This window comes from Natrinema sp. HArc-T2 (assembly GCF_041821085.1).
In the GTDB taxonomy this organism is placed as follows: domain Archaea; phylum Halobacteriota; class Halobacteria; order Halobacteriales; family Natrialbaceae; genus Natrinema.
Genome location: NZ_JBGUAZ010000003.1, coordinates 1 through 22286, shown reverse-complemented (window position 1 = coordinate 22286; position 22286 = coordinate 1). Strand labels below are relative to the sequence as shown.

Genomic DNA, 22286 nt, shown 5'->3' with positions numbered 1-22286 from the left:
AGAGTTATCTGTCGAGTTATATTTCATTCGCTCTCGGTTGCGTTTTCGTGAATATTAACTTGGTCAAGCGAGTGTGCGCTGATATGAATTTCCCTAATATCCTGTTTCTGGTGTGGGACTCCGCGCGACTCGATTACGTTCGCCAGCACGCACCGACGCTGGAGTCTCTCGCCACTGATAACCTCTGGTTCGAAAACGCGATCGCGCCGGCCACGTGGTCACTCCCTTCCCACGTTTCTCTCTTTGCTGGGCAGTATCCGCACGAACATGGCGTCCACAGAGTTGATCACCAAATCAACGGTCTACCCTTATTGGACGAACTACATCAAGAAGACTACACCTGCTATGGGGTATCAGGAAATGGTTTCGCGAGTCCTCGCATAGGCTTCGATGTGTCGTTCGATGAGTTTGTTTATACACGACGCCAGCCGGCATTCAAGCGTGGTCTTCCGGTTCGATCCGCCGCAAATCACCTCAACAAGGAGGGATACTCGAAGCCAGAAATCGTCCGAACACTGCTCAGGCGGGTGCTGCGACATGAGCATCCACTCGCAAGTGCAGCGAATTTTATCAACGTAGCTGGAACGCAACTCGGGATAAAATACGAACTGCTACAGCAATGTCCGACTGGTCTCTTCGATTCTGAGCCGGATTACGACCCGGCCGACAACACGGAAGCACTATTTGAGATACTTGAGCAGCACAGTAGCGGATCACGTCCGTTTTTTGCCTTTGCTAACTACATGGACTGTCATTGGCCATACGATCCCCCCGAAGAATTTCGAGACAAACACGTTTCTACCGCCCTCAACCAGTCGGAAATCGATCGGCTCAACTCACTTACCGCACCGTGGGACTTCATCCAGCAGGTGGAGTGTGGTGATGGTGTACGGGAAGAGGATCTGGATACCGTCCGAGATCTCTATGCAGCAGAGGTCGAGTCTGTCGACGAGCATCTGAAACGCATCCTCTCGAAACTCGAAGAAACCGGTCTCCGTGAGGACACACTGATAGTTATCACTGCAGATCACGGAGAGAACTTGGGAGAAATCGACGCCATGGGCCGCCAGAGAATGGGCCACGAAGCGTCGGTCAGCGAGAACTTGGTCCGCGTCCCGCTGGTCATCGCTCACCCTGCACTGGAAGGAAAGACGTTCGACCGACACGTCTCCCTAACCGGGCTATACGATCTATTCATTTCCGGGACGACAAACCAGTCTCTGGAAAACGGAGCAGTCTCCGATGCTCTGGGGACTGAAGACGTAATCCTGTGTGAATACCCTGCGGTCGGTGGTGAGGAAATGGCGGAAAAGTATCCGGACATTCCTGATTGCATCCTCGCTGACAGGCTGTCTACGCACAGCGTCGTCGCGTACCGAGATGACTGGCGGGTGGTGCTCGATTCTACCGGCGAAGAGTGGGCCTGGCAAGACGGAGAAGAAGCGTCGGTGGAGGGTGCGCCTTCTACTGTGGTCTCTTGCTGTCGAAGCGCACTGAACAAACTCGAGACGACAGGTGACAAGAGCGAAGAACTCTCTGATTCGGTGGTAGAGCAACTCGAAGATCTCGGTTATATGTGAAGAACGGTGTTCTCAGTCCATTTTGCTCTGGTATTTAAAATAATACCCGGATTGTTAGCAGTTCTCGCAGCGACAACGCACTAGTCGCGAGTGATGAGAAGGCGTCTATCAGCAGGGACGATACGACGAACACGGAGTGGCGCGTCACGCCTCCGCTGCTGACGCGCCGTTCACCGACACACTACGAGATGCACGATACCACTACAACAAACGCTTTGGCATCGAATCGAGCTACCGATTAGCCAAGCAGAGCCTTGCGTTCACCAGTTCTCAAGACGCTGGTCTTCGACTGGTGATGTTTCTAGTGAGCCTGCTGCTCCAGAACAGCTGGCGGTATCTCCACTGGAGGTACGTGGCGGCGTCCCGCCACGGAGGGTGCCGCCTCCGGAGGTGGCCGTTCACGGAGTTCTGTGAGATGGTGCTACGGGCAGTCTGGACAGCGCTTGATGTGCGCAGATCTGTTCCAGCGAACCAACCACCCGACGACTGATTCTTCCGGTAGCTGTCCATCGATCGGGACAGCAGTCGTGAGTGGCGACGCTGTCGCGTCGGCAGCAGCCCGCCTCCGATAGCGACTCCTCACCGCGGAAACTCACCATTCATGTCATTTCGAGAACTAGCCACACATTGAAAACGCAAATTCAAGCTCTACTATATGAGTTGAAGAATCGATATAAAGACACAATTATTAAATCCATATATCTATAAGATAATTATATTTTACCATCCGCTTGGCGCTAGAAAATGTCAGCTCCTATTTCAAATATGTATCTTGCGAAAATTTAGTCCAAGTTGTACGGAGTTCATCAATCGATACCGCACCTGATCCCAGAGCAATCAGCGCAAATAGGATACCGCCTAGTGGTGGTATTACGATCAATTTGTATAGAGAGTTAGACAAATACTCTGCAACACCGTATAGTATTAATCCTGTCGCAAGTCCCGTAACGAGTACACGAATCGGCCGAGTCCCGGAAATTGGGTTGTATCCAACGTACCAGGCACAGAGTATTTGCGTTAGTAATAACGAGGTATATCCTAAAGTTGTTGCAACCGCAGCACCCATCAATTTGTACTCTGGTATTAGTAATAAATTCAACAATAAATTGATCGCCGCTCCCGTTCCCGTTGCAATAATAAGTGGTCGCATATTCCCTTTCGCGTTTGTAATGGCAAGTGACGGTCTGGCGATCGCAAAGCAGATAGTCCCAGGGAGGAGCAGTAGAAGGGGTGTGACGGCTGGAGAGTAGCTTTCACCGAAATAGAGTGGGACAAATGAATCAGCAAGGACGGCAACTCCGACTGCCAAGAGGCTAGTCAGTAGAAAGACATACCGTGTTGTTTTAGCAGATAGCTTATTTATCTTCGAAACTGACTCAGATTGCCAGAGTTCTGCAACGGACTGAATCAAGGACTGCTGAACAGACTGTGGGAACAACCAGAGTAAACCCACAATAACAAGTGCTGCTTTATAATATCCAACAGCTTCTTCAGTTGTGAAAATCTGTAATAAGATCACGTCTACATGATATAATGAAGATAATAAAAATACATAAATAACGGACGTGTGGCTGAACCACCAGAGTTCTTTTTTGGGAAACTTCTTCGGGATACGTTTAGTGAATTGTGTTAAATCAAAGTGGTTTTGAACAATAAGTAAACAAATTAATAGCGTAACCACGACTGAAAAAATATGGCCAAATATCACACCAGAAACGTCATATCCGAGTGCCGCCAAACCGACTGCAATGACCCCAAAAATAATTTTTTCTAATGTCTTAATAGGTTCTGAATACTTTTCTAAATGAAGGCCCATTAACGTACTAAGCGACAGTGTTCGGAATTGAGTGAAAAGAGCAAGAACTGCGAGCAAATAAAATAGCGGTCTATAGGACTTGCCAAGCAAAAAACTTATAGCCCCACTTAGTGATAAAACTACCAATCCTAAGGCGAATCCTCCGCCAAGCAGGAGTGAAAGTTGGACATAACTGGCCCAGACATACTCTTTCCAGTTCTGGAGTGAACGATCTTCGGAGAAGTACTTTTTTGCTCCAACATCAATCCCGGACACCATAAGAATTTTAACCATTCCAAAAATAGCTAAAGCAGTCGCATACTGGCCGTAGGCCGACGGACCTAATAATCGTGTCAATAGAGGTGTTATTAGTCCCCCTAAAATAAATATGAGTAGTCTACCAGTGAACACTGCACCTACTGCAGACATGAATGATCGGCTCATAACAGTCGATTCAGCGCTATTCTAATGTACCTACTAGTTCGATCAATTCTGGATTCATTATCTCCTCCGCCAGTCCAAGCAAGCAATTCTTCTACCTCAGTAGTGTTCACCCTGTCTCGATAATCCGGGATTGTCCCACTGTTTAATCCGGAACCAATACGAATAATCTCTTTGTGTGGTTCTCCCTGCATATAGACAGCTAACTGCCGTTCTTGTTCAACACGACGTTCTCTATCACCTACAACTCCACGCGTTATTCTGTCAAGTTCAGTAACCGGATTTTCAATTAGTCCACATATACGTCCTGTTCCAAAGTCCATGATTGATGATGAATACTTTTCTCTGTATAATTGATCTGCTATTATCTGCCAATAGCCCGGTTGCTGAGGGAGGTGTTTAATTAAATCACCACTCTTTGCTAAGTAATTTGTATGTTCTTCAGCTTTCTCCTCAGTATCAATGATGACTTGGTCATCAAGTTGGCGTGTCAATGTGAGATTCCAATCTACTGTACCGTCAGCACACAGGTCAAAATGTGCAATCGCACCACATTCTGACCCTGGTCCCCCAGAAGAATCGAAGACAAAGTTACCGAGACTGTAAATAATCAATTTTCCATCGGATTGTTCCCAGCCCTGGGTAACATGGGGGTGATGCCCAACCACGACATCTGCACCTGCCTCAGCGAATGAATGCAGGCGTTGTTGCCAGCACGGTGGTGGAATTGGAACGTATTCGATTCCCCCATGAGCAATTACGAAAACGAAATCATGAGCGGATGCTGCTTCGGTAATTCGAGCTAACAAACGGCGACTTTGAATCCAAGCTGGACCGGGATGTTCCGGTTGTGCGACCTCAAGTTCTCGTTGTGTGCCTCCAAACAATGCAATACTCTTGCCATCGATCTCAACCACTAACGGAGTGGTGGCCGCCTCTTCATTATCACCAACTCCCACTGTTTCTAAACCAGCAGAATGACACTCTGAAACCGTTTCTTGTAGCGCTTCGTAGCCGTAGTCCATCGAATGGTTGTTTGCTAAGTTGACTCCATTGAACCCAATAGATGATATGATTTCGGCTGTTCCATCACGAGTGGAGATCACGGGTCCTGGCTTTGGAACGCTACTTCCAATCTGAAGTGGAGCTTCTAAATTTACTATAGAAAATCCACCTCCCTGTATGGTTTTCTTTATATTTTTACTTATTATTTCTTTTGTTTGATTTGTTTTGAATGTTGTATCTCCCGCAACGATAATATCTGAATTTGTATCGATGTCATTTTTATAATTTCGCATTCTTGTTTTGACTTTTTCCCCCATGGTTAGTGCATAAATGGGTAGGTTAAATCCTCGATTATTTTCTTTATTACAAAGGAATTAATGCCACCCCTCGGAATGTGGTGCTTTTTATAACACTCTTTTGAGACCATCTCATAAGAAACAAGCGACTGACGTTTGTATATCTCTTTCTTTTTAGCAACATTGTATGATATTTGAATGACACTACCTAACGGAGAAGGTCGGACAGTCCGCTTCAGCATATTGAATGGCGAAGATTTTCCAGTTTTGATCCCTTATATTTCATTAAAATCTCTAATATCGCACATAGTGTATCAAATCACTATTTTATTTATGTTATGTTTCGGGTTGGTAAAGTTACTGCGCTGCCACAGCCGGCGAGATAGAGATGCTTGTTCCGTTCAGGCGTGATGTAGTGGCCAACAGTAATTGGACCCATCAAGAGATTAATTTAGATTATTGTATCCTAAATTCATCTTGGATATCATTTATTACAAACGGATTTATCCCGCCCCAGGGAACGTAGTATCTATCGAACTCATTTCGAGGTAGCATCTCGTACCAGGCAAGTGGATGTCGCCCATATATGATCTGTTGCTTAGCTTTGTTGTAGAGTGGGAGGATGGCAGTAGAAACTGGCGTCTCTTTCGCCACCTCTTTCATACGATTCCAGATGGTCGTTCGTTCCGTCGTGTTCTCCGTTATATTCGAGAAATCACCAACTTCCGAGCACCGGTCGTAGACGTACGATCTATACTTTGTTTTATCGTATCGCTGCTTCAGAGGAACTGTGAGCCAGAACTCGGCGAATTCTCTGTCCCACAGCGGGAGATACCAGTCGTATCCCTCAGATTCAAACGACCGGATAGAGTTGATGATAAACTTCGCCTGGCGATTTCTGAAATCCCACGACTCGTATGCCTCGATAGCAGTTTTACAATCTAGTTGACCGGCGATACCTAGGTTAGTCGAAACTCGCGTTCGAAGGCGATTCTTGTACTCGTCTGACATCGTGGCAAACCCATAGTGATGGTCGATCACTTCGTCGACAACTTGCGCGAGAGACCCGTATCTGTTCGCGAAGAGCGAGTCTGGGATGTGACTTCCCGCGACCATGTCGCCAGAGTGGCCAGGACAGATGACACAGTTGTCGTCGATGAGTCCGTTCTGCTGTAAGTACGATAGAGCGGGACCAGCCTCGACATGTGGTATCGATGCCAGTGTGTTTTCGTAGTTGAAGAAGTCCTGCTTACGGTCGGATGTATACCATTCACGCCATCGTTCGCCCGTGTACGGGACGTGGATCCAGTCAAGGTCGAGAGCGGACGCTACTTCCTGAGCGACCGTCACGTGCGTTGCTCCCTCTCGACCGTATGTGAAACAAAGAACGTTTTCGTATCCCGCGTCGACCAATTCTGTTGCGATCAGCCGAGAATCCAGCCCCGCACTGAGAGGAATGACGATCTGCCGTGAGTCCGCGTACCGTGTCAGCCTTCTAATGGACTGCTGCGTGACGTCACGGAGCGACGTCCCCGATTGAGCGTCCGACGTGCTGTACTCGAAAGTGAAGTGCTTCTGTGTCCTAGCGCCGTCTTCTCGGATTTCGATTAACTCGCCCGGTAGCAGCTGTTTGACGTCTGGATTTCGGGTATCGGGCCCAGATACGAATCCAGCTAACTCGAACTCTACCTCTGTGATTTCTGATCGGCGCGTACCGACTTTCCCCTCGATCCACTCGGCTGAATCACTGATGTAAACGCCATTGCTAGTCACCGCGTAGAAAAGCGGAATGCTACGAACGTGGTCCACCGAAGCGACGATCCGGTCATCATTGATGTCCACGACCGCGTAAAAGCCCCGATTTCTCGCAATCGATTCCGTGACATCTTCGGTAGCATTGAAGTGGATACTAGATGGCTGGTGAGAGAGCACGTACCGACCGTCTTTCTCGACCCAACTGTCAGAAAGATTCACTTCAGCCCAATTCACGGTCTCTCTAACGTTGACAATCTTAAAAAGCTATTCATAGCGCTATATCCGGTAGTGATAATGAATATCTTCTCCAGAGAGACTCGCTCGTAGCCTTCCCAAGTTGATTGCCACAGTTGCGTCCGGTTTTCGACGATGGACTTCACGAATCCGGACAGGAGGTCTAGGTTCATGAGAAGATAGAACAACGAGAACCGAATCAGGGTGAATTGTCTGATACTCTCGTTCGAAACTCCGATCCCAGCGAACACCAGCGTTATCAGTGTACTGCCCGTGAGAACTTCGCCAACAGCGCTTCTGAGCACCGCTAGTCCTATGACCGAAGCACCGATCGTAATAAGCAAGAAGGACCCGAACCATCGGGGGAGTTTATGGGAGAGAAACGGTGCGGAGACGACGCCGTAGCAGGGGGACAGGTGGTGCAGGAACTTCAGGACGAGCTGATAATTGCCGAACCCGATACGGACTCGGCGGTGAAATTCAGATAGCAGGTCTCTGGTAGTGTATTTCCACCCAATTGTATCGCGTGTAAAGTGTACCCGGTCCCCTTCCGAGTGAAACGATAATCGGTACTTCCCGAACGTCGCTTCGTGAGTTGTGCTGAGTCACAGGCAGCTGGAGCAAACGCTGGTGTGGTAGCTAAGTGAAGGGCGAAATAGGGTTCACAGGTGAAGAGATCCGGAGTAAGAAGGCTGACCTACACCGTTCTAGGCGAATGCTGTTGCTCATTGGTTACTTGCCCAAGGCTGCGGGCTGGCGAGTGATCAGCGTAACTTTTGAACATCTGGAAGGAATGTCTCGATCCAGTCAGTAGCGAAGCTCAGTCGGTGACTCAAGCGGAGAAATGTCTCGGTGAGAAATGCTCTGAAGTGGTCTTGGTCCGCGAAGATCTCTGGCGAGATCTCGCGCTTCACGTCTTTCCACAGCGGTTCAATGGCGTTTAGCGTCGGCGAATACGGAGGTATGAAGACGAACTCGATGCCGAGTTCGTCGGCCCGTTGTTGGGTGAGCTTCGCGTGATGAGAGCCGTAGTTATCGGCCACGAGCAGAATCCGGTCGGACGTTCTGCTCGCGGATCTCTTCGAGCGCCTCAACGATCGTCTCCTTGACCAAGCGTTCTTTGAACGTAATTACACTCTGGCCAGTCAACGCATAGAAGCCGACCGATCGCCAGGGAAATGTTACAAGCGGTTTCTCGATTGTCACTGTCCGGTCAAACGACCACATTCGCTGAGAACTGTCGAACGGCTGGGGCCACGCTTCATCGAAAAAACCCGAACACGACCGGCTCGTCTTCTTTCTCCTCGTGATCGTCCTCGCCGAGCGCCTCATCCAGGCGCTCGGCGAGAACCTCTTCAGCATCGTTGGGTCGTCGTGGATCCATTGGCCGCGGTTTGGCGTAGTTCATCCCTGCTTCCCGGAGTTTCCGGCTTAGATGGGCGGGATGGTACGTGACGTTGTAGCGGTCTTCGATAAGCGCGTGAATCTGTTTAGGCGTCCACGGCTGGCTTTCTTCGAGAATGGTACGGAGTTCGTCCTACTGTTGAGGGGTGAGCTTCGGCGGCCGACCGCCGCCGAAGCGTGGACGGAGCCCCTCGACACCACCATCATTCCACGCCGATTCCCAGCGACGCGTCGGGATCTCTCGATCCACGACGCGTCGGCCTGCTTGCTCGCGCGTATCTCCCTGATACAGGTTCTTGATGAAACACAGCCGCCGGACGAGACGCGTCTCGTCCGCTTTCTGTGCCGCTTCAATTGCTTGGTCGAGTTCTTTCTCGGACAGGTGCCGCACTAACAAACCACACTGACTGTTATTCATCGAGAAGGATACGCTTCCAAAGGGGTCAACGCTTTCGCAGACCACTCAGCCCTCGATCCCTGGCAAAGGGAGCTGGCAAATGACGTCTTCCGCTAGATCTTTCACGTCTGAGTCTGAAAGAACACCGTCTGGTTGAGGGACGCTGAACACATTCACTCAGACAGATATCTTCCTCACGAGACCAACGCTTTAGCTTCAGCTCTCACACCAGTTGGGAAGTACCGATAGTCGCAATCATAGCTGCTCGTACAGGGATAGCAGGTGCTCTTTCTCTTTCTCCCAGGAGTAGGCCTCTTCGACCCGCTCACGGCCACGTTCGCCCATCTCTTCGAGGTCGATCTCGTCGCCGGCGGCCCGCTCCAGGATGCCAGCCTGTCCGGTCGTGTCGTCGACGTCGACCCTGAACCCGCAGGCGTCGTCCAGGTACCGTCGCATCCCCTCGACGTCGGGGACCATCACCGGCAGTTTCGCCGCCATATACTCGAACACCTTGTTGGGAACGCAGTACTCGTAGAGCTCGCTGTCGACGAGGGCCAGTCCCATGTCCGCCCGGTTGAGATACGCGAACATATCCGTATAGTTGATGTATCCGAAGAGTTTGATCCATTCGCCGTGCGGTGATGTCTCGATCCGTCGACGCACGGTGGCTTCGAACGACGGTTTCGAGAATTCACCGATCACCCACAGCTCCGCGTCCACGTCCCGGTCCCGGAGCGCTTCGACGAGGTCGATCATCCGGAGTAGCCCGTGGTTCCCGCCGAACGAGCCGACGTACACGAGCGTCAGGTCGGCTTCCGGAGTCTTCGCTTCGCCGTTGAGGTCGATGTCCTCGATCCGCGGGAAGTTCCGAACAAGCTGGACCGGTTCGTGGCCGCGTTCGACGAAGTCGTCTTCGATCCAGTCCGTGGCCGCGATGATCGCGTCGAATGGGCTGGAAGCGGCTGACTGGACTGCGGGGAAGAGCTTCGACAGCGGCAGCGACACGGGATCTGGGATCCAATCGCGGCGCCTGATGACGGTGTCATAGTCCTCGTGGACGTCGTAGATCACTCTGGCGTCCGTGGTTCGGGCCAGGCGACGACCGACGGGTATGAGTTCTGGGTCGTGGAAGTGATAGACGTCGGCGTCGACGTCTCTCGCGGTCCGGTAAGCGGACAGGATGTCCCTCCAGCGGTCGGTCCTGCTCTCTGCGGTCCCAAGCGATCGGATCTGGATTCCCTCCTGGACAGTGTCTCGATCGTGATGAGTTACGAAGGTGACGTCGTAACCCGCTTCGACGAGGGCGGCCGATTCCCGATAGAAGATCCGCGGATCGAACGTGTAGTGCGCAGTCGAGATTACACAGACTTCCTTCATGCTCGGTTGGTACCAGGGTAGAACCGCGCGCTGGTATCAGTTCTGATTTGCTTCACAAGGTCTATACGATAGAACGGATCCTCTACTAGTAGATGTTCAAGCGCGGCGTCCGCCTCGTGCGATCGACTAAGCGAACGGCAGACACGTACGTCTCCGAGATACCGGGCCTGCTGCCGGCGCTGGCGGTCCTGTACACGACCCTCGTCGTGGGCACCGCGGTGTACATGGACGCCGTTTCGTTCCCCGCGGAGGCGTTCCCGATCGAGCCCCCCGGCGTCCCAGTGCTCGTGTTCATCTACGTGTTCTCGCTCCTTCCGCTTGTTCCCATGCGATGGGGCGTTCCTCGCCCGAGTTACGTCGTCATCTGGTACGTCTACTTCGTCGTCTACGTCCCGTGCGTCGCGATGATGTTCCTCCCGTTCGGTTATGCGGCGAACCAGATCCCGCCGATTCTGGTCGTCTTTGGGTCGATGATTCTCCTCTCGCTCCACGACAGGTGGCCGTATGTCACTGTCTCCCCAGGTATCGGAGATATCGGAGAGCGACTCGGAGCGGCGAGACGAACCGTCCTCTGGCTGGTCGTTCTCCTCGCCTCGCTCGGGGTGTTGTTCGTCATTCACTCGTACGTCGGCCTGCGCTTCGAGATCCACGGTTTATCAGAAATTTACGTCGCCCGGGACTGGTTCTCCGCACAGATCGCGTCGCTGTCCGGACTCGAGACGCGTCTCGTGACGTACTCGATCAGATGGTTCTACCTCGTTTTGATGCCCACGTTCCTGGCGGTCGGAATCGTCTACCGGGACGCTCGGAGCGTGGTCTTCGGTGTCACTGGCCTGTTACTAGTTTATTCACTGACCGGGTACAAGTCTGCGCTGTTCCTGCCCGCTGGCCTCGGGTTCGTGTGGTTCTGCCTTGAGGGCGATCAGCGCCTGTTCCCCGTCTACACCCTCGCCGGCATCTGCTCGTTCGTGGCCGGGGCTGTCGCCGCGTACGCGGTTGCGGGCCTCGTACGGCCGCTCGTCCTGGTGCGGCGATTCGTGCTCACCCCTGGCATCCACCTGAGCTACTATTTCGAGTACTTCCGCGACAAGCCCCTCGTGCTGGTGTCGGATCGCATCTTCGGCCGCCCCTTTTTCGAGTACCCATTCGATCTGTCAGTCCCGTACCTGATCGGCCGCCACTACTTCGGCGACCCGACACGGAGCGTGAACGCGAACCTCTGGGCGCGCGGCTTCGCCGCCTTCGACCTCGCTGGCATTGCACTCTTCACTCTCCTGTTCGTCGGCCTCCTCTGGCTGTACGACTCGGCGTCGCGCGGCGTGGATCTGCGAATCACCGGTGCGATGCTGACTGGGTACGTCATTACCTTCGAGAACAGTGACCCTATCGTTGCGATCCTGACGAACGGGTTCGCGTTTCTGCTAGTCGTCGCCGTGTTGCTCCCTCGGCCCGACCTCAGTCCACGTATCCCAGGTTCCTGAGGTGATCTTCCACGCCGGCGTCCACTTCATCGCCAGAACCGCTCACGGCGCCCCCTCGCTCTCGGACCGCTGCGAGGAGCGGTTCGTGTTCGTCGGATAGCACCAGATCCGATTCCGAAGCGACGTCGCTGTCGACTGTCTCGGTGCCGTCAGTGAGCGACGTCGCGACGCACCTGTCGCCCGCCCGGAGACGCGCGCCGAACAGTTTCGCCGACTCGGAGCGTGCGCCGCGGTAGGCGTTCCACGCCGTGCCCTCGTCACTTCGCCATTCGGAGACGAACAGTGCGGTTTCGCGGCGCAACTCAAGAGGGTCGACAGCGGCTTCTCCCTCAGTCGTCTCCGGGACGTCGACGCCCGCCGCGTCCAGTACTGTCGGGACTAGATCGATGAGGCTGACCTGTTCATCGACGTGCCCGGGGCTCCAGTCGGGATGGCTGACGACCAGCGGGACGTTGACGATCTCCTCCCAGAAAGCCGGGGGGACGTGTCCCATCATACCGTGTTTCTCCGGATTGAGCGCCTCGCCGTGATCCGCCGTGAATACGAACACGTCCTCGTCCGGATCGAACGCGCCGCGCTCAACCAGATCCCGGACGAACGCGTCAACCTCGTCGAACAGGTACTCGCAACTGGCGTCGTACACTGCCCTGATCGCGGCCAATTCCTCCTCGGTAACGTCCTCGCCGCCTGACTTGATGTGGCGCCTGCTGAGGTTCCCGAGTTCCGACCGTGAAAAGCCCGTCTCCGCCTCGATCTCGGCGACGTATTCCTGTGGCGGCTCGTAGGGGTGGTGTGGGTCCATGTAGTGGATCCGCAGGAAGTAGTTCCCGTCGGACCGTTGTTGGAGCCACTCAGTCGCCTCTCGATTGAGTTCCTCGGCGCTCAGGTAGAACGACTCGTCCGACTGCACCGCGTTGACTGCGGGCTTGAACAGGCGGAAGTACGCCGCTTCGGATGCCCGCAGGGCTGCGTCGGGGAAGTAGTCCTTGATGACGTTCACCAGCGACTTCTTCCACGTCGGCTTCCCGGCGTTCCCGTAGTCGAACCCGTCGGTGTAGTTGTACTCTTCGCCGAACAGGAAGTTGTCAGTCCAGAGCCCGCAGTCGTAGCCCACGGCCTGCAGTTGCTCGGCGAGGGTCACTGGGCGATCGTCGCCCTCCGGGAGCCCCCAACCGGAGACGGTATCGGAGTACACGCCGGCCGCCAGGCCCGGCATCGCCGAGTTCGTGTCGGAGGCCGTCGCCACCGCGTCCGTGAAGACCGTTCCGTCGACCGTCTCCCCCAGACGAGTTGCGCGGTCAGAGAAGTACGCCTGCGACAGTGAATCCGCCGAGAGAACGATAACATTCGGTTTCCCGTCCATACCCGTGGACGAGCGGGCGTCCACAAAAGGACCGTGATTTCTCAGTCTGGCTCGGCACGGTGAGCTAACCGCCGACCGGCGGTCCCGTATGCCGACCGACGGTCTGGACATTCAACATCTATAATTAGCTGATCAGAGGCCGTAATCTCGCCCCGTTCGGACGGTTCGCTAATCGATGGAAGGTTACTTTACATCCGAACGACGAAGCCCACTCAGAGAGAATGGTAGATAATATATCGTTTACAGACATCTACATGGATCAAGAGACCGTCGACGACGTGGCCGACGTCTTGGACAGCGGCCGCTACGTGAAAGGGCCCGTTCTGGAGCAGTTCGAGAGCGAGTTTGCGACGGCCTCTGAGGTCGACCACGCAGTCGGCGTCTCGAACGGAACCGCCGCGCTTTTGCTTGCGATGAAAGCGATCGGGATTGGACCGGGTGACGAAGTGTTCGCGCCGGCGCACACGTACTTCGCTACCGTCTCGCCTGTTCTCGAACTCGATGCGGCGCCGCGATTCGTCGACGTCGATCCGGACCGGTACACGATGGACCCGGCCCAGTTGCGGGAGAAGATCCGGGCCGCAGAGGATCCTGCTGCCATCGTTGTCACGCATATGCACGGGCAGCCGGCCGATATGGATCCCATCACCGACATCGCGGCGGAGTACGACCTCCCCGTCGTAGAGGACGCTGCACAGGCCCACCTCGCTGAGTACGACGGGCAGGTGGTTGGCAGCATCGGTGACGTCGGGTGCTTCTCGTTCTATCCAACGAAGAACATGACCGTCGGCGGCGACGGCGGTATGATTACGACTGACGACCCGGCGATCGCGGACGAGGCGCGTGCGCTCCGAAACCACGGTCGAAACGAGGAGGGCAAGCACGTAGTCCTTGGGCTCAACTACCGACTCGACGAGATCAAGGCCGCAGTCGGGCGCCACCAGCTCGACGCGCTGCCGGACTGGTCAGAGGGGCGTCAGCGAGCCGCTGGTGCCTACGACGAGCGACTCGCGAATGTCGACTGGCTGGTCACCCCCGCTTCGTACGACAACGCTGAGCACGTCTATCATCACTATCCCGTTCAGGTGCCCGCTGACGAGCGGTCGGCGTTCCGCGCCCATCTGGACGACCACGTCGTCGACACCGGGATCCACTACGACCGGGCAGTCCACGAGCAGCCTGCTGTCCGCGACCGCGTCGGTTCGGTCGACGCGCCCGTTGCCGAAGAGTACTGTCGCCGAACCGTCTCGTTGCCGATGCATCCGCAGCTCTCGACGGAAGAGATCGATCACGTGGTCGACGCGATCCGATCGTTTGAGGTGGACGCATGACGACACACGCAGTTATCGGGACGGGCTACTGGGGATCGAACCACGTCCGCGTGGCGTCGGAACTCGAGGAGGCCGGCGTCCTCGATGACGTCGTCCTGTGCGACATCGACAAGACGCGAGTGCGGGACCTCGCGTCCGATTACGGGCTGGAGTACGTCACTGACCATAGTCAGCTCAGTGACATCGGCGTCGATACGGCCGTGATCGCGACGCCGTCGACGACCCACAGGGAGATCGCTACCACTCTCTTGGAGTCCGGCATCGATTGCCTCGTCGAGAAGCCTCTTGCCCTGTCAAGCGACGACGCGTGGGACATTGTCGATACTGCGTCAGAGAACGGTCGGACCCTCGGCGTCGGGCACATCTTCAGGTACCATCCGGCGCTCCGGGGGCTCGAACGCCGGATCGACCGCGGCGAGCTCGGCCAGATCAAATACCTGACGACCACCAGATCGACCTTCCGCGCGCCGCGAGCGACAACCGGCGCGCTGTACTCGCTCGCCGTCCACGACGTCGACATCTACAACATGTTGCTCGAGAGGACGCCCGATCACCTCTTCTGCCGACTCGATCGACACGTCAGGGACGACATCGATGAAACGGCTACGCTCGTTCTCGGGTACGGGGGCGTCACCGGCATCATCAACGAATCCTGGCAGATCCCGGTCTTCGGGAAGCGACGCGACCTCGTCGTTGTCGGGTCCGAGCGCACTGCACATCTCGATTACCTGGCCGACACCGAACTGACGATCTACGACGCCAGCGTCGTCCGAGAGGGTGACGCCCTGCGGGCACAGGACGAGGGATCGACGACCTACGAAGTCGAGGGGTACGAGCCCCTCAGGCAGGAAATCGAGGACTTCCTGACGGCATCTTGCGAAGGACGTGATCCGCTTGCCGACGGCGAGATCGGCGCGAAGACCGTCGAACTGCTCGAGCGTGCTGAGGAGTCAGCAGAACGGAACGAGACGATCGAACTGTAACGATCATCGGCTCGGGCAAATCATTTGCCGGCACAGAGCGGAATTTATCGAATTACGGGGAACAGAGCGATCGACGAGACGCCACTCACGCGTCCTGATAGCTGATTACTTCTGCTGGATTTCCGGCCACGATAGCATTCGGCGGGACGTCATCGACGACCACAGCACCGGCACCGACGATCGCGTTTTCTCCAACTTCGACCGGCAGTAGAGTCACATTCGTACCAACAGACGCGCCTTCTCGCACGATAGTTTCTTCCCAATCGTCTGAATCTCCGCTCGGGGGATACCTGTCGTTTACGAACTTCGCCCCGTGGCTCACGAAGACATCGTCTTCGATCGTTACACGAGAGCACACGAACGCGTGGGACTGAATTCGGCACCGATCTCCAACCGTCACACCTTCTTGAATCTCTACGTTCGAACCCACCATGCATTCGTCGCCGAGTTCGCACCCGTAGAGATTCACGAATCGCCATATTTTACAGCCGTTCCCTATTTTACATCCATCTATTACTGTGAAATCAGATATCTCCGTTCCGTCATCGATATCACAGTCGCTGATTATCGCTGATTGTTGAGCATGCCAATTAGCCATTGTGGACTCCATTTTTCGTGCATCGCATTAATGGTTCTTTCACGTACGACACGACGGTGGATTGAATCAGCACGACTCCTGTTGTAGAGCTACAACTATCGGAATAGACTATAAACTACGAAATTAAGCTTTCTATCCTATTACCGCATCTAATAATATGGGGCATTTTAAATTTAATCATAAATATAATATTATATAATATTGAATTAGTAATATTCCGCCCGTAGTATTATGCCAACGGTGGTTGGATAGCGATTTGCCGTCAGATCGATTTCGTAGCAGTCTCATGGATGGTCTCTCAATGGTGAACTAAGTGTGTCGCTGGGGATTGGCGGATCGCCGGAATCGATAGATTCCGCGATCCGCACCGAGAACAGTACGTATCTCCGCCAGCAACTCGTCGTCCAAAAGCTTGAGAACCGTCTTCTCCGTCGCCAACTCACTGCAAAGCAACAGCAGATAGAGGAACTTGAGACTCGCCTCAAGCGGTACGAAAACCCAAACACACCACCCAGTAAGCAGGGTGGCGCGGCTGGATCACCTGGTAACGATGACAGCGACGAGGAAGAAAACGAAGACCAAGGGGACGACGCTGGCGGCGACGCTGACGCCGCCAGCGACTCCTCTCCAGGACGTGACGAAGGTCACGAAGGAACAACTCGATCGCCTCCGGAACCAGAGGAGACTATTCGAGTCGATCAGGGATATTGCCCAGACTGTGAGCAAATCCTCTCTAACCCGGACAGCTACATCTCACGGACGATTATCGACATACCTCTCCCTATTCCAACCACTGTCATCGAGTACGAACTCGGCAAACACCGCTGTTCCTGTGGAAACGAAGTCGTTGCTGAACATCCAGACTGCCCGGAAACCGGGCGGTTTGGGCCAAATATCATGGCCCAAACCGCCCTCGGTAGGTTCCATCAGCGACTTCCAAACCGTAAACAGGCGGAGCTGTTTGACTGGGAGCTCGATACACCCATCTCTCATCGGACGATCTACAACCTGACCAAGCGGGTCGCAGACCGGCTGCGACCCGCGTATGACGATGTCAAAGCCCGTATTCAGGAAAGTGACGTCGTCTACTGCGATGAAACGGGATTTCCTGTTGACGGAGAGCAACACTGGGCGTGGACGTTCGTTACTGACGAAGAAGTGTTGTTCTGGGTTGATGAGAGTCGTGGAAGCCAGGTGTTAGAGGACGTCCTCGGCGAGGAATTCGCCGAGGACTCGACGCTCAGCTGTGACGGGTGGTCAGCGTATCCGAGCTATCACACGAAGCTCCAGCGGTGCTGGGCACATCTGTTGCGGGAGGCGGAGTACGTTGCTGAACGGTACGAGGAAGCAGAGAGGTTGTCTGAGGAGTTACACGCTCTCCACGACGATTTAACGGCGTTCGACGAGGAGGATCCGTCCGCCTCCGCCCGCGAGCAAAAGCGGGCGGAGGCGTCGTTACATCTGGAAGGCCTGATCAGGGAAGACTACGAGGCACAGGAGGTCAAAAAGCTGATCGAGAAGATCAGGAACGGGTTAGGGAACTGGCTGACGTTCGTTACAGAGCCAGACGTCGATTCGACGAATAATCGCGCAGAGCGCGCTCTGCGCGAGCAAGTTGTGCTGCGGAAGATGTTCCGGACTCTCCGCTCAGCTGAAGGGGTCCAGATTCACGAGACGATCACGACCATGTTGGCCACGTGGAAACGGCGAGGACTAGATCCGCCCGAACAACTCCAGTCTATCCTCGGTGGAGAAGAACTCAGCTCAGGGAGAGAGGCATCACCGAGTAGTGAATTATAGTCACGCTATCCAACTACTGCCAACGCACCAAACTCGAAGCTAAGTTTCGGTTGTTTTGGTCTGTTGAATCTGCAGATGGCGAGCGGATAGCGTCGCTGTGAAGGGAGATGCGAAGCGGAAGACGAGTGTGTCTAGAACTCTTCCGTTTCGTTAAACAAGCGGTGTTGCTGGCTCAAAAACGCTGTGCCGCCAGCCCAACGGCAGTGAGTGACCCGGCTAGCAACAGATTCCTGCCTGGAAGCACGTTACGCCACATTTCTGGGTCGTGTCTCAAACTCATATAGAGTCGTAACTGACTCCTGTGGAAACAGGGTCACCTCTGGTATCCAGCCCGAAGTAACCCATGCACGCTGAAATCAACGTGCGGTCCGCAGTTAGCATCGCCCAAGACAAAACGCTACCGCCCGCCATGCTCGCTGAATCTCGGTAAGAGATCCAGCTCGAGGCCACTATCCTCGAGGAGTTCGTCAGAAGCCTCGACGAGACACTCATCAAGGCGTATTGTGGAGAGAAACACGCGCGCGGAAACGGCAGTCGCCGTTTCTAGCGCGCTGGAACCTCCACACGAACCGCTGTGACAACCGCAGGAGAACACGAATTCACCCTTCACCACATCAAAGACACTGCTGCTACCGACGGCGATCCGACCTATTTCCGTCCGCTCGAGAATCTTATCAACTTCGACGGCCAGCGCATCCACCAAGAGGATCTCTCTCTCTCCAGGTTGCCGAACTCGCTACCTTGCTCAGCTATCGTGATGCCTTCGAGAACGACGATCAACCGCCGAGTCCGTGAGTACGGCAGCAAACTCGGCGTGATTTCGTTCGTGATCGGCTTCCTAGGACGAACACAGACACTGTCATATTCTTACACTGCCGTATGATTGGTCGTTTCGACCTCATATCGCCAGACGGCGTCCAATTCTACACAAACCTCACGGAAATCAGACGAGAACAAGGCTGAAACTGGTGCTATTTGACGCTACAACAGAGCAACTCGAGTCGTTCGTAGTCTACCTCCGATCGTGATCTTGAGTACGTCCGCCTGGAGGCCGTCGTTGACAACCGTGCGGTGTTTCCTGGCTTGAACCTGCTGTGTCGACTAGATGATGAGTAACGATCCCCTGATCGTCTCGCGAACGCCCACCAGCACCTTCCAGATCTGCCGGATCACGATCTTTACGTCGAACCAGAACGACTGCTTGCGGATGTACTCGAGGTCATACCGAAGTTTCAGGTTCGGATCGGTGCTCTTCGCGTCGTGAATCTGTGCTAGCCCAGTCAATCCGGGTTTGACAAACCACCGTTTGCGCCAAGAGGGGGTATCCTTCTCGAGTAGCGCCTCCTCTTCGGTCCAGACCGCACGTGGGCCGACGACGCTCATGTCACCGACGAGGATCGACCATAGCTGTGGTAGCTCATCCAGGTGGGTTTTCCGCAGGATTCGTCCTACACGCGTGATCCGGTCGTTCTCCTCGTCTTCCGTCGGGGTCGCGTCCTCGCCCTTGGGGACCATCGACCGGAACTTGTAGACAGGGAAGATATCCCCAAACCCGGCAGTCCGATTCTGGCTGTAGAGAACCGGACCAGAACTGTCGAGTTTAATCGCGATCGCAATTATGGCTACGAGTGGCGCGAATGCGAGCAGCCCTACCGCTGCGAAACATACGTCGAATATCCGCTTGAGAAGGTGATCTAGTGGGTCCCACGGTTCGAGGTCGACGGCCACGAGTTCGCCGACATCGCCCTCCGAGATTAGTACGCTGTCGGCGTACTTCCGATGGACCTTCGCATCCACGCCATAGTTATGACAAGCGCCGAGCGCTCCGAAGAACTCAGCGCGATCGGCTTGCCCGAACGCGAGCACGACGGTATCGACATCGTATTCGACGAGCACGTCCTCAAGCCGCGAGAGTCCGCCGAGTCGAGGCAGCGAGCTGAGCGTCTGTGGCGGTCCGCTATCTCCGCGGTCGGCGATCCCATCGTGGCGCAGTTCGATCCCACCGTCGGCAACCGCATCAGCGTCTGTCTCCGGTATTTCCCGCAGCGTGTCTCGAACCGCAGTAATCGTCGGACAGAGATACCCGATCACAGGCGTCTCGACGGCAGGTACAACATGGTCGATCTGTGCAGGATCGTCGCCAACGATCAGTGTCCGGCCGGCAGTTCCGTTTGGCTGAGCCCGAATCAGGAGAAACCAGCTGGGAAGCACGACCGCCAGAATCCCGATCGTCATCACGAGCGTCGCTCGCGGCAGCCGGTGGCTCCACTTGAAGTACCCGAGCGTCGCCAGCGCCAGCCCGCCGACGAGGATGCGCTTCTGAACTAGGAACACCGTATCGAGAATACGCCGGGGTCGTGGTTTGTACAGCGGCCAGACCGCACCTCCAATCGCGAAGACGCACAGCATCAGCGCCCACCGGAGTGATTGACGGTCGAGAATGATCGGCTCGAGCCGGTCGAACAGCGGGACAACGGTCGTAAACACGGACTGAGCATTTGGATGGTTAGCCGCGAGAACCGCGAGGGCGACGAACGACGCCGTACCGACAGCACTCACGACTCGATATCGCCATCCGGTAAACATCTGCTAATGGCAGGGAACTACACTCATATATAGTCTTTGAAATTAATGGTTTGTAGATATGCTGGCATATATTGTTTGTGGCCGCTCGCCGCATCGCGGACCTAATGCTACGTCGGATGCCCACCGAATTCGACGCTACGTCGACGACCCATTCAATACGAATATACATCTTTTTGTGGGATTTTCGATATTCATCAACTTTATGACATTCTCGTTACGGGCAGTGCGGGCTTTATCGGCGGCTACATCGCCGAAGCAATCGCGGGATGCGGTTACAACGTGACCGTCCTCGGCGTTTCGAACCTTACTAAGACCTCGGTATCCAGGATCGCAACGTCGACACCGCCCGAGCCGCGGCGGACGAATCCAGTGTGAGATATGATCTCGTCGAGGGGTCAATCACCGACAATCTGTTCGCCGACGACCTTGTCACGGATTCCAACGTCGTCTACCACCAGGCAGCCCAGGCGGGGGTCCGCACTATCGTCGAACAGCCACAGAAAGTCAACGCGTACAACGTCGATGGGAGGATAACCTCCTCGAGATCGCGCGAGACCATGGCCTTGAGCACATCGTCCTCGCCTCCTCCTCGTCAGTGTACGGCAAGCCGGAAGATCTCCCCTACGACGAAGATCACCCAACGAATCTAGTCTCGCCCGATGGCGTCTCGAAGCTCGCGAGTGAGCAGTAGCGCGCGTGTACAACGAGATCTATGAACCTCCAAACGTCGCGTTGCGCTGCTTCACCGTCTACGGCCCGCGGATGCGGCCGAATATGGCGATGACGAACTTCGTTTCCAGATGTCTTCGTGGGGAGCCGCCGGTGATCTACGGCGACGGCACGCAGACCCGCTACTTCATTTACATTGACGATATCGTCCGGGTCAATGAACAGCTGCTCGAGGACGACAGCGCTGACGGTGAGATCCTCAACGTGGGCTCAACGGACAACATCAACATCCACACCCTCACAGAAGTCGTTTGCGGCGAGATCGAGCCGAGCCTCAAGTTCGAGTTCGACGAGGCCCGCGAGGGTGACGCCGAACACACCCACGCCGATATCTCAAAGGCAAACGAAATCCTCGGCTACGAGCCCACGGTCGACATTCGTGCAGGCGTCTCGAAGTTCATCGGCTGGTATCGAGAGAACCGGGAGTGGTATGATCCGCTCGTCCGGTCGTCGTAGTATCGACTCACGCTCCGGTTGCGGAACGAAGCCTACCACCTACTCATTTCGGTCTCGAAGTACCGCGAACGGGCAGTGCCGACGATTCACAGGACGACCGGTTCGACTTCGTCGATATTTTCGAAAACAGGGTCTCCCGAGTAGAGCGTGTGACAGTCGTCGTGAACGGCTGCAGTCGCGAGGTGAATCGTGTCGGTGGCGGATAACTCCTGTTCACCGGATTCGTAGTATTTGACCCATAGCTCGATCGCGTATCGTCTGTTCTCGTCGATCACTGGAACACTCTCGATGTAGTCGTGGATCGTTCGGATCCGTCGTCTGTTGTCACCGCGTTTTCGACGGTCCGGATCCGATACGAGACCGCCGTGATCACGGTCGGTATGATCAGTCCGCCTTCGTCGGCAGAATCGGGGTGCTCGATGATGGCCTCAGCGTCGTCGGCCTTGTCTCCGCCAAACACGAACTCTAGCCACACCCATGAGTCGAGAAATATCACGCCGTCTTCTTGTCACGGTCGTGTGACGGCCAGACATGCTTTGATTCCTTTCGTATCGTCCCGAGAGCGTTCGCTGGATATCACGAAGTAATTCTATTACTGGTTTCTTTGGGCGCAGTTCGAGTTGTTCGTCGTCGGTGAGGATGAACTCTCTTTCCGTTCCTTCGTCGAGATTGAGG

21 protein-coding genes and 3 pseudogenes are annotated in these 22286 nt (G+C 54.9%); 10 read left to right on the top strand and 14 right to left on the bottom strand.

Annotated elements, in window-relative coordinates; all coding sequences use genetic code 11:
* The first annotated feature begins 83 nt into the window (after positions 1-83).
* Both ACERI1_RS07740 and ACERI1_RS07735 read left to right on the top strand, forming a co-directional pair.
* Complete coding sequence (locus ACERI1_RS07740) at positions 84-1580, top strand: sulfatase-like hydrolase/transferase (protein WP_373617523.1); 1497 nt, start codon at positions 84-86, stop codon at positions 1578-1580.
* Positions 1581-1686: 106 nt separating this feature from the next.
* Positions 1687-2070, top strand: a pseudogene (locus ACERI1_RS07735) (ISH3 family transposase); the annotation flags it as partial.
* A 264-nt stretch (positions 2071-2334) separates the two neighbouring features.
* On the opposite strand, the gene ACERI1_RS07730 reads toward ACERI1_RS07735, so the two are convergent.
* The 9 genes and pseudogenes from ACERI1_RS07730 to ACERI1_RS07690 form a co-directional block, all read right to left on the bottom strand.
* Positions 2335-3804, bottom strand: a complete 1470-nt coding sequence (locus tag ACERI1_RS07730; protein WP_373617522.1) for an oligosaccharide flippase family protein — start codon at positions 3802-3804, stop codon at positions 2335-2337.
* Positions 3805-3815: 11 nt separating this feature from the next.
* Entirely contained in the window at positions 3816-5138 is a 1323-nt protein-coding gene (locus ACERI1_RS07725) for a CapA family protein (protein ID WP_373617521.1), read from the bottom strand.
* 435 nt (positions 5139-5573) lie between these two features.
* A complete protein-coding gene (locus tag ACERI1_RS07720; protein ID WP_373617520.1) occupies positions 5574-7106 on the bottom strand; it encodes a hypothetical protein in 1533 nt (510 codons plus the stop codon).
* Between the two features lie 764 nt (positions 7107-7870).
* A complete protein-coding gene (locus ACERI1_RS07715) occupies positions 7871-8200 on the bottom strand; it encodes a transposase (RefSeq protein ID WP_373617519.1) in 330 nt (109 codons plus the stop codon).
* Positions 8139-8312: a hypothetical protein gene (locus tag ACERI1_RS07710; RefSeq protein WP_373618162.1), complete on the bottom strand. Its 174-nt coding sequence runs from the start codon at positions 8310-8312 to the stop codon at positions 8139-8141. The genes ACERI1_RS07715 and ACERI1_RS07710 overlap by 62 nt, the downstream gene beginning before the upstream one ends.
* A 55-nt stretch (positions 8313-8367) precedes the next feature.
* On the bottom strand, positions 8368-8490 hold the full coding sequence (locus ACERI1_RS07705) for a hypothetical protein (RefSeq protein WP_373617518.1): 123 nt from the start codon (positions 8488-8490) through the stop codon (positions 8368-8370).
* 9 nt (positions 8491-8499) lie between these two features.
* Positions 8500-8628: pseudogene (locus ACERI1_RS07700) on the bottom strand (winged helix-turn-helix domain-containing protein); the annotation flags it as partial.
* A 15-nt stretch (positions 8629-8643) separates the two neighbouring features.
* Positions 8644-8901 (bottom strand): hypothetical protein, encoded by a 258-nt coding sequence (locus tag ACERI1_RS07695; protein ID WP_373617517.1) that lies wholly within the window; start codon positions 8899-8901, stop codon positions 8644-8646.
* 261 nt (positions 8902-9162) lie between these two features.
* Positions 9163-10284 carry a glycosyltransferase family 4 protein gene (locus tag ACERI1_RS07690; protein ID WP_373617516.1) on the bottom strand — a complete coding sequence of 374 codons (1122 nt, stop codon included), beginning with the start codon at positions 10282-10284 and terminating at the stop codon, positions 9163-9165.
* A gap of 92 nt (positions 10285-10376) precedes the next feature.
* On the opposite strand from ACERI1_RS07690, the gene ACERI1_RS07685 reads away from it, so the two are divergent.
* On the top strand, positions 10377-11765 hold the full coding sequence (locus ACERI1_RS07685; RefSeq protein WP_373617515.1) for a hypothetical protein: 1389 nt from the start codon (positions 10377-10379) through the stop codon (positions 11763-11765).
* On the opposite strand, the gene ACERI1_RS07680 is transcribed toward ACERI1_RS07685, so the two are convergent.
* Positions 11740-13128 carry a sulfatase-like hydrolase/transferase gene (locus ACERI1_RS07680; RefSeq protein WP_373617514.1) on the bottom strand — a complete coding sequence of 463 codons (1389 nt, stop codon included), beginning with the start codon at positions 13126-13128 and terminating at the stop codon, positions 11740-11742. The genes ACERI1_RS07685 and ACERI1_RS07680 overlap by 26 nt on opposite strands.
* 221 nt (positions 13129-13349) lie before the next feature.
* On the opposite strand from ACERI1_RS07680, the gene ACERI1_RS07675 reads away from it, so the two are divergent.
* Positions 13350-14459: a DegT/DnrJ/EryC1/StrS family aminotransferase gene (locus tag ACERI1_RS07675; RefSeq protein WP_373617513.1), complete on the top strand. Its 1110-nt coding sequence runs from the start codon at positions 13350-13352 to the stop codon at positions 14457-14459.
* Positions 14456-15442: a Gfo/Idh/MocA family protein gene (locus ACERI1_RS07670; RefSeq protein WP_373617511.1), complete on the top strand. Its 987-nt coding sequence runs from the start codon at positions 14456-14458 to the stop codon at positions 15440-15442. The genes ACERI1_RS07675 and ACERI1_RS07670 overlap by 4 nt, the downstream gene beginning before the upstream one ends.
* A gap of 85 nt (positions 15443-15527) precedes the next feature.
* On the opposite strand, the gene ACERI1_RS07665 is transcribed toward ACERI1_RS07670, so the two are convergent.
* A complete protein-coding gene (locus ACERI1_RS07665) occupies positions 15528-16040 on the bottom strand; it encodes an acyltransferase (protein WP_373617510.1) in 513 nt (170 codons plus the stop codon).
* A gap of 315 nt (positions 16041-16355) precedes the next feature.
* Between ACERI1_RS07665 and ACERI1_RS07660 the strand changes: the two genes are divergently transcribed.
* Both ACERI1_RS07660 and ACERI1_RS07655 read left to right on the top strand, forming a co-directional pair.
* Positions 16356-17840, top strand: coding sequence for an IS66 family transposase (locus ACERI1_RS07660; RefSeq protein WP_373617509.1), 1485 nt, complete (start codon positions 16356-16358; stop codon positions 17838-17840).
* Positions 17841-18183: 343 nt separating this feature from the next.
* Positions 18184-18555: pseudogene (locus ACERI1_RS07655) on the top strand (ISH6 family transposase); the annotation flags it as partial.
* Positions 18556-18941: 386 nt separating this feature from the next.
* Here ACERI1_RS07655 and ACERI1_RS07650 read toward each other — a convergent pair.
* Entirely contained in the window at positions 18942-20426 is a 1485-nt protein-coding gene (locus tag ACERI1_RS07650; protein WP_373617508.1) for a sugar transferase, read from the bottom strand.
* A gap of 150 nt (positions 20427-20576) precedes the next feature.
* Here ACERI1_RS07650 and ACERI1_RS07645 point away from each other — a divergent pair, with 150 nt between their 5' ends.
* The 3 genes from ACERI1_RS07645 (at position 20577) to ACERI1_RS07635 (ending at position 21611) form a co-directional block, all read left to right on the top strand.
* Positions 20577-20801: an NAD-dependent epimerase/dehydratase family protein gene (locus tag ACERI1_RS07645; RefSeq protein ID WP_373618148.1), complete on the top strand. Its 225-nt coding sequence runs from the start codon at positions 20577-20579 to the stop codon at positions 20799-20801.
* Positions 20802-20970: 169 nt separating this feature from the next.
* Positions 20971-21117: a GDP-mannose 4,6-dehydratase gene (locus ACERI1_RS07640; RefSeq protein WP_373618147.1), complete on the top strand. Its 147-nt coding sequence runs from the start codon at positions 20971-20973 to the stop codon at positions 21115-21117.
* 5 nt (positions 21118-21122) lie between these two features.
* Positions 21123-21611: a GDP-mannose 4,6-dehydratase gene (locus ACERI1_RS07635; RefSeq protein WP_373617507.1), complete on the top strand. Its 489-nt coding sequence runs from the start codon at positions 21123-21125 to the stop codon at positions 21609-21611.
* Positions 21612-21697: 86 nt separating this feature from the next.
* Here ACERI1_RS07635 and ACERI1_RS07630 read toward each other — a convergent pair whose 3' ends face one another.
* Positions 21698-21886 carry a hypothetical protein gene (locus ACERI1_RS07630; protein ID WP_373617506.1) on the bottom strand — a complete coding sequence of 63 codons (189 nt, stop codon included), beginning with the start codon at positions 21884-21886 and terminating at the stop codon, positions 21698-21700.
* The gene (locus ACERI1_RS07625) at positions 21883-22107 is read right to left on the bottom strand and encodes a hypothetical protein (RefSeq protein ID WP_373617505.1); all 225 of its coding nucleotides are present in this window, start codon (positions 22105-22107) and stop codon (positions 21883-21885) included. Before ACERI1_RS07625 ends, ACERI1_RS07630 begins: the two co-directional genes overlap by 4 nt.
* Positions 22108-22286 lie beyond the last annotated feature (179 nt).